The following is a 6,484-nucleotide window of genomic DNA, read 5'->3' as shown; positions in this document are numbered from 1 at the left end:
CGCGTAGAAGCGCACGGCGTTGGCCGCGAACACGTCTGTCTGCGCGTGGCTGGCATACCGCTCGGTCATGGTCATAGCGATGTGCAGCCAATGGGCGTAATCGGCATGCGTGGTCAGTACCGGCCAATCGCTGCCCCACATCAGGCGCCCGCTGCCGAAATGCGCGAACAGTTCGCCGACATAGCGCTCGATGGCGTCCTCGTGCGCCGGCTTGCCCAGCAAGGTGAGCAGGCCGGAAAGCTTGCAGTACAGCGGCGAATGCTGGGACAGCTCGTCGATCCACTGTGCCCATGCATCGAAGTGCTCGTCGCCCATCGCCGGCTTGCCGGCATGATCCAGCACCACCTTCAATCGCGGATGCCGTTGCAGGCGGCGCAACAGGGCAGGGTACTGGCGCATGTCGACCAGTGCGTCGAAGGCAAGGCCGCGCTCCTGGATACAGTCGAACGCGCGATCCAGCGACGGCCGGGCCAGCCACTCGGCATCGGCCAGGTCTTGCGCCATCGGGCGCAATCCGCGCAACAGCCCGTTGCCGTCGCGGATCAGCGCATCGATGCGTGCTTCAACGTCGCCGGCTTCCAGGTCGACCCAGCCGACCACACCGACCACCGCCGGGTCTTCGTGCGCCAGCTCGAACAGATAACGCGTCTCCGCTTCGGTCGGTGCGGCTTGCACTAGCACGCTGAACTGCACGCCGGCTGCCGCACGCTGCATGCACAGATCGCGTGGCAGGAACGCCCGCTGCAAGCTGGCCGGTGCCTGCGCAAGCCAACCGTAGTCGCCGCGTGCCGGTTGCCAGTAATGCTGGTGCGCGTCGACGATGATCATGGCGTGGGCATGCCGTCCAGCAGCAGGCCAGCCTCGCGCAAGGCGCGCCATGCGTCGGCGGGAATGGGGGCGCGGATGCGCGCAGCCGCCTGGTCCACTTCGGCGATCGAGCGCAAGCCGCACACCACGCTCGCCACGGCCGGATGCGCCAGCGGAAACTGCAGCGCCGCGGCGCCTACATCGGTGTGCGAGCGGGCCAGCACATCGTAGAACCGTTGCGCGCGCGCCACAGTCGCAGCATCAGCCGGCGCGTAGTTGTAGAACGTGCCGGGACCCTGCGCGTTGCCGAGCAAGCCGGAGTTGTACGGCCCCGCTGCCAATACTGCGACACCGCGTGCTTGCGCTTGCGCCATCACGGCCTGGCTGTGTCGCTGCTCGAACAGTGTGTAGCGCCCGGCCAGCATGATCACGTCGAGTGCAAAGCGCGGCATCACCTCCAGGCATATCGCTTCTTCATTCACGCCGATGCCGATCGCCTTGCAGGCGCCCTGGGCGCGCAGTTCCGCCATCGCCGGCAGTGCTTCGTCCAATGCCTGGCGCAGGATCGCGGCGTGATGTTCGCCATGCGTCAGCGCGCCGATGTCGTGCAACAGCAGTACGTCGATGTGGTCGGTGCGCAGGCGTTGCAGGCTCGCTTCAAAGGAGCGCAGTACGCCGCCGCGGCTGTAATCGAAGCGGGCGCGGTGGCCGTCGACGATGAAGCCGTCGCGATGGCTTTTCTGTTGTGCATCGTCCTCGATCAGCCGGCCTACCTTGGTCGACAAGCTGTAGCTTGTGCGCGGCATGTCGCCGAGCGCTGCGCCCAGCCGCGATTCGCTGAGGCCGTAGCCGTAGTAGGGCGCCGTATCGAAATGCCGGATGCCGCATTGCCAGGCATGCGCAATGCTGGCGATGGCGGCAGCGTCGTCCACCGATTCGTACAGGTTGCCCACCGGCGCGCCGCCGAACGACAGCTGCGAGGCCAGCCATGCAATTGGCCCGGCGCTGGCTTTGCCCGCTTCCGGCTTGGTCGTTGATACCGCCATTTGTCCTCACGATCAGCTGCTGAATCGCTCACGGCAACGCAGTCCGGGGCGCTTGCCGACTTCGTATCCGCGCATCATCGCGCATCTCGTTCGCTGTGTATATGTAAACAAGAAATTTACAGGTGTTTGTAAGGGCCTGTCACAGGCCCTTATGGGGCAGGCTCGAAAAAGTTGTTGCAATTGGGTTTCGCTCGATCTAAAACATATATGAAATTCCATTTTGCTAATGAACACGCCGCAGGCGAGGGGTCGCCAAGCGGGTCCAGGCAGGGTGGGGAGGCGCGACGGTATGCGGTTTTCAAGCAAAAAAACCAGCCATACGGCGGTTTCGACCGGCCTGGCCTGTGCCCGTGGGGCTGCGCTGATGGTTGCAAACCGGGCGCCCGATCGGGTGCCGTCGGCCATCGAGCGGACGCCGGTACGCCAACGGATGCCTGCAAAGCGTTGCGATGGCCATTTTCTGGCCGCCGACATCGGCGGTACGCATGCGCGGCTCGCCCTGGTCGCGCGCACGGCGGTCCAGTCGCCGACATTGGCCGCTTACCGCGTGTATCCGTGTGCAGATCATCCGCACCTCGAAGACATACTCCGCAGCTTCTGTGCCGAGGTCGGCATGCAGCCGCGGGAATTGGTGCTGGCGTGCGCCGGTTACGTGCATGCCGGTTCGGTGATCAACAAGAACCTCGCGTGGCCGGTACTGCCGCACGTACTGAAAGAGCGGCTGCAACTCGATCACGTGTGGGTGCTCAACGATCTGCAGGCACTGGCTTATGCCATCGGCCAGGGCGCGGCGAACGATGCCGTGGTGCTCAAGGCATCCGCCGCGCAGGCCACGCAATCAGCACCGGTGGTCGTCGTGGGGCCGGGCACCGGCCTGGGTGCGGCAGTGTGGCTGCCGGGAAAGCCGCCGCGCGTGATCGCTACCGAAGCCGGGCACACGCAATTGTCTGCGCGCATCGGGCGGGAGCAGCAGGTACTGGCGCAACTCGCACCGCCGGACACGCATGTCTCGCACGAGATGCTGCTGTCGGGCCCTGGCCTGCATCGCATCTACACCGCCTTGTGCGCCATTCACGACCGCTATCCCTCGCTGCACGAGCCGCAGGCAGTCAGCGCCGCGGCGATGGCCGGCCGCGATGCGATCGCGCACGAGGCACTCACTTTGCTCTGTGGCTGGCTAGGTTCGTTCGCGGCGGACCTTGCCATGCTCTATGGCGCCACCGGCGGCATCTGTCTCGCCGGTGGTTTTCTTTTTCAGATCGCCGATTTCCTGCGCAGCAGCTCATTGCTCGACCGTTTTCTCGACAAGGGCGTGATGCGCCCCTTTCTGCAAAACGTGCCGATCCGCGTGATGGACCACGGCCATCACGGCGTGCTGGGCGCGGCCGGTTGGCATATCGATACCCATAACGACGCTCGTGCGGAAGAGGTGCGCAACCGCTGCATCGAAGTCAACGATGCGGTTCTTCATCCAGGCTAGATACGAACTTCAAGTTATATGTTTTTGCAGTACCGGTCGCAGCGGGTCCTCTTTCCCCTTACTGCTGCGATCGGCTTTTTTTAATTCATTCCCCTGCGGCGACGCTACGAAGTTAAGGTTCGCGTGGGGTGTTGTTTTCGGTATGACGAATGCGGGTTTTTGCCGCCAATGCGTGCAATCAGGGCTTGTCATCAAGAGCGTTGCTGGCATGATGGATCGCTTGAATCACATCGGGAGAGGGTCCAAGATGAATCGGTCTTTGTTTTACCTGGGCGCAGCGCTGGCCCTTGCGACAAGTGTCGCCGCCGCGCAGCAGTCGCCGACCGCACCGACGGCCAAGACCCTTTCGCCCGAACAGGCCGACCAGATCTGGCAGCACGCCACCGCCAAGTTCGAGCCGCAACGCAAGGCCATTCTTGCCCACGTCGCGCAGCACATGGGCGACGGGCCGTTCCGTCCTGACTGGGTTTCGCTGCAACAGTACAGCGCCCCGCAATGGTACGACGATGCGAAATTCGGCATCTTCATCCACTGGGGCGTGTACTCGGTGCCTGCGTTCGGCAGCGAGTGGTACTCGCGCAACATGTATCAGCCGAACACGGCCGATTTTGCGCATCATGTGGCCACCTACGGTCCGCAATCCAAGTTCGGTTACAAGGATTTCATTCCCATGTTCAAGGCGGAGCATTTCGATCCGCAGGCGTGGGCTGCATTGTTCAAGCAAGCCGGTGCGCGCTACGTGATTCCGGTGGCCGAGCATCACGACGGCTTTGCCATGTACAACTCGCAGCTGTCGGAATGGACGGCGGTGAAGATGGGGCCGCACCGCGACGTCATCGGCGAGCTGGAAAAAGCAGTGCGCGCGCAAGGCATGCATTTCGGCGTGTCGTCGCACCGTGCCGAGCACGACTGGTTCTTCGACGGCGGGCGCACGTTTGATTCCGACGTGAACGATCCGCGCTATGCAGGTCTGTATGGGCCGGCCGAAGCGCATCTGTCCAAGAACGACCAGGATCTCTACAACGACTGGACCTACGTCTCGCAAGCCTGGCTGGACGACTGGCTGGCGCGCACGGCCGAGCTCATCGACGACTATCACCCGGACATCCTTTATTTCGACTGGTGGATTGGCCATCCCACCTTCCGCAATACCTTGCCGAAAATGCTCGCGTACTACTACAACGAGGGCGTCAAGCGCGGCGGCGTCGTGGTCAATTACAAGATCGGCGATTTTGCGGCAGGCGCCGGCACGCTGGATATCGAGCGCGGGCAGTTGACCGGCATCCAGCAGGCGCATTGGCAAACCGACACCTCCATCAGCAACGCTTCCTGGGGCTATATCAAGGGCGACACCTATAAATCGCCGAAAGAGCTGATCCAGTTGCTGGTGGACGTAGTCAGCAAGAACGGCAATCTGCTGCTCAATATCGGTCCGCGCGCGGACGGCACCATTCCGGAAGATGCGCAGAAGATTTTGCTGGCGATGGGCGGCTGGCTGAAAGCCAATGGCGACGCGATCTATGCCAGCAAACCGTGGCGAAGCTTCGGCGAAGGCCCTACCGAAGTGGTTGGCGGCACGTTCCAGGACACCAAGACCAAGCCGTACACAGCGCAGGACTTCCGTTTCACCACCAAGGATGGCGTGCTGTATGCGATCGAGCTGGATTGGCCGCAAGACGGCAAGGCGGTGATCCATTCGATCAAGCCCGACGACCATGTACGCGCGGTAAGCCTGCTTGCCGACGGCCAGCAGGTCGCATGGCAGCAACAGGCCGACGGCCTGCATCTGACGCTGCCGGTAAAACCGGTGGGCGACTACGCCTACGTCTATCGCATTGAACTGGCCAAGTGACATGAAAAAGTTCGCCTGCTTTCTCGCGGCTGCATTGGCATGCAGCGTGGCTTATGCCAAACAGCCGACGGCGTTGTTCTATTTGATGAGCACGCAGAAATCGACCAACTCCTTCACCGCGCACATCGACAAGATCGGCGTGCTGGTGCCCACCTGGTACCAGGTGGACGGCCAGGGCCTGGTGAACGGCGGTCCGGACAACTACGTGCTTGACCTGGCCACGCAGCATCATTTGCCGGTGACGCCGATCATGTCCATGTCGGCCGGGCGCAGCGGCTTTCACGCACTGCTGCACGACGAAACCGCCAAGCAGCAGTTGATCGATGCGATGCTGCAGCAAGCCGCCGAACACGGCTACGCCGGCTACCAGTTCGATTTCGAAAGCATCGCGTGGACCGATCGCGATGCCTACACCTTGCTGGTGAGGCAGGCCGCCGAAGCCTTGCACAAGCATGGCCTGACGCTCTCCATTGCCGTGGTGCCCAACGCTCCCGGGCATGCAGGCGAAGGCGCGTTTTCCAAATGGATGTGGCAGTACTGGCGCGGCGCCTACGATCTGGCTGCGTTGGGCAAATATGCCGACCTCGTTTGCCTGATGACCTACGACCAGCACACGCGCTGGACCACGCCGGGTCCGGTGGACGGCATGCCGTGGATGCTCAAGCAACTGCAGTACGCCTTGACCTTGGTGCCGAAGCAGAAGCTTTCGCTGGGCATCGCGCTATACGGCTATCGCTGGTACACCGGCGATCCGGTACGCCCTGATGGCAGCGAGGCATCCAATATCTCTGCCACCTACATCGATGCCGACGAGTCCATCCCGCTGGCGCAGGAACAGAAGGCCGTCGTGCAGTGGGACCCGGTGGAGCACGAGTCCTGGTATTACTTCTACCGCGACGACATGCGCGAGTGGGTGTTCATGCCCGACGCGCACGCTTTCCGCGATCGCTACGCACTGGTGAAACAGTATGACCTGGAAGGGTTCTGCTCCTGGGTGCTGGGGGCGGAAGATCCGAAGGTGTGGGATGAATTGCCGGTGGTGGAGCGTTGAACGAAGGCCGCGGGCCAGCGTAGGTTGGCGGTGAGCGCATGCGAACCCCAATGTGGTCATGTAGATGGCGATGTTGGGGTTCGGCAATGCCTCACCCCAACCTACGTTGGCTTTCCGTGAACGCATGGACGTAATGGCACTAAACTTAAGCGTCATTGCTCCATGGCTTGCCGGGATTTGCCCCCTCCCCTGCGACAGTAGGGGAGGGCTGGGGTGGGGTTGCTTGTGCTTTAGCATGTAGCCGAATG

At 62.6% G+C, this 6,484-nt stretch carries 5 protein-coding genes; 3 read left to right on the top strand and 2 right to left on the bottom strand.

The window, feature by feature from the left end; all coding sequences use genetic code 11:
* Together VMA74_RS07735 and VMA74_RS07730 are read right to left on the bottom strand one after the other, a co-directional pair.
* The coding region (locus VMA74_RS07735; RefSeq protein WP_325366058.1) for an amidohydrolase family protein at positions 1–828 on the bottom strand (828 nt) is incomplete at its 3' end.
* The gene (locus VMA74_RS07730) at positions 825–1,853 is read right to left on the bottom strand and encodes an aldo/keto reductase (protein WP_325366057.1); all 1,029 of its coding nucleotides are present in this window, start codon (positions 1,851–1,853) and stop codon (positions 825–827) included. The genes VMA74_RS07730 and VMA74_RS07735, both read right to left, overlap by 4 nt.
* A gap of 364 nt (positions 1,854–2,217) precedes the next feature.
* Between VMA74_RS07730 and VMA74_RS07725 the strand changes: the two genes are divergently transcribed.
* The 3 genes from VMA74_RS07725 to VMA74_RS07715 all read left to right on the top strand — a co-directional run bounded on the left by VMA74_RS07725 (position 2,218) and on the right by VMA74_RS07715 (position 6,236).
* Positions 2,218–3,333: a glucokinase gene (locus VMA74_RS07725; RefSeq protein WP_325366056.1), complete on the top strand. Its 1,116-nt coding sequence runs from the start codon at positions 2,218–2,220 to the stop codon at positions 3,331–3,333.
* Between the two features lie 247 nt (positions 3,334–3,580).
* Positions 3,581–5,185 carry an alpha-L-fucosidase gene (locus VMA74_RS07720; protein WP_325366055.1) on the top strand — a complete coding sequence of 535 codons (1,605 nt, stop codon included), beginning with the start codon at positions 3,581–3,583 and terminating at the stop codon, positions 5,183–5,185.
* A 1-nt stretch (position 5,186) separates the two neighbouring features.
* Entirely contained in the window at positions 5,187–6,236 is a 1,050-nt protein-coding gene (locus tag VMA74_RS07715; protein ID WP_325366054.1) for a glycosyl hydrolase family 18 protein, read from the top strand.
* The last annotated feature ends 248 nt before the right edge of the window (positions 6,237–6,484 follow it).

This window comes from Dyella sp. (genome assembly GCF_035508675.1).
Taxonomy (GTDB): domain Bacteria; phylum Pseudomonadota; class Gammaproteobacteria; order Xanthomonadales; family Rhodanobacteraceae; genus Dyella_B.
This window is presented reverse-complemented; position numbering and strand designations above follow the sequence as displayed.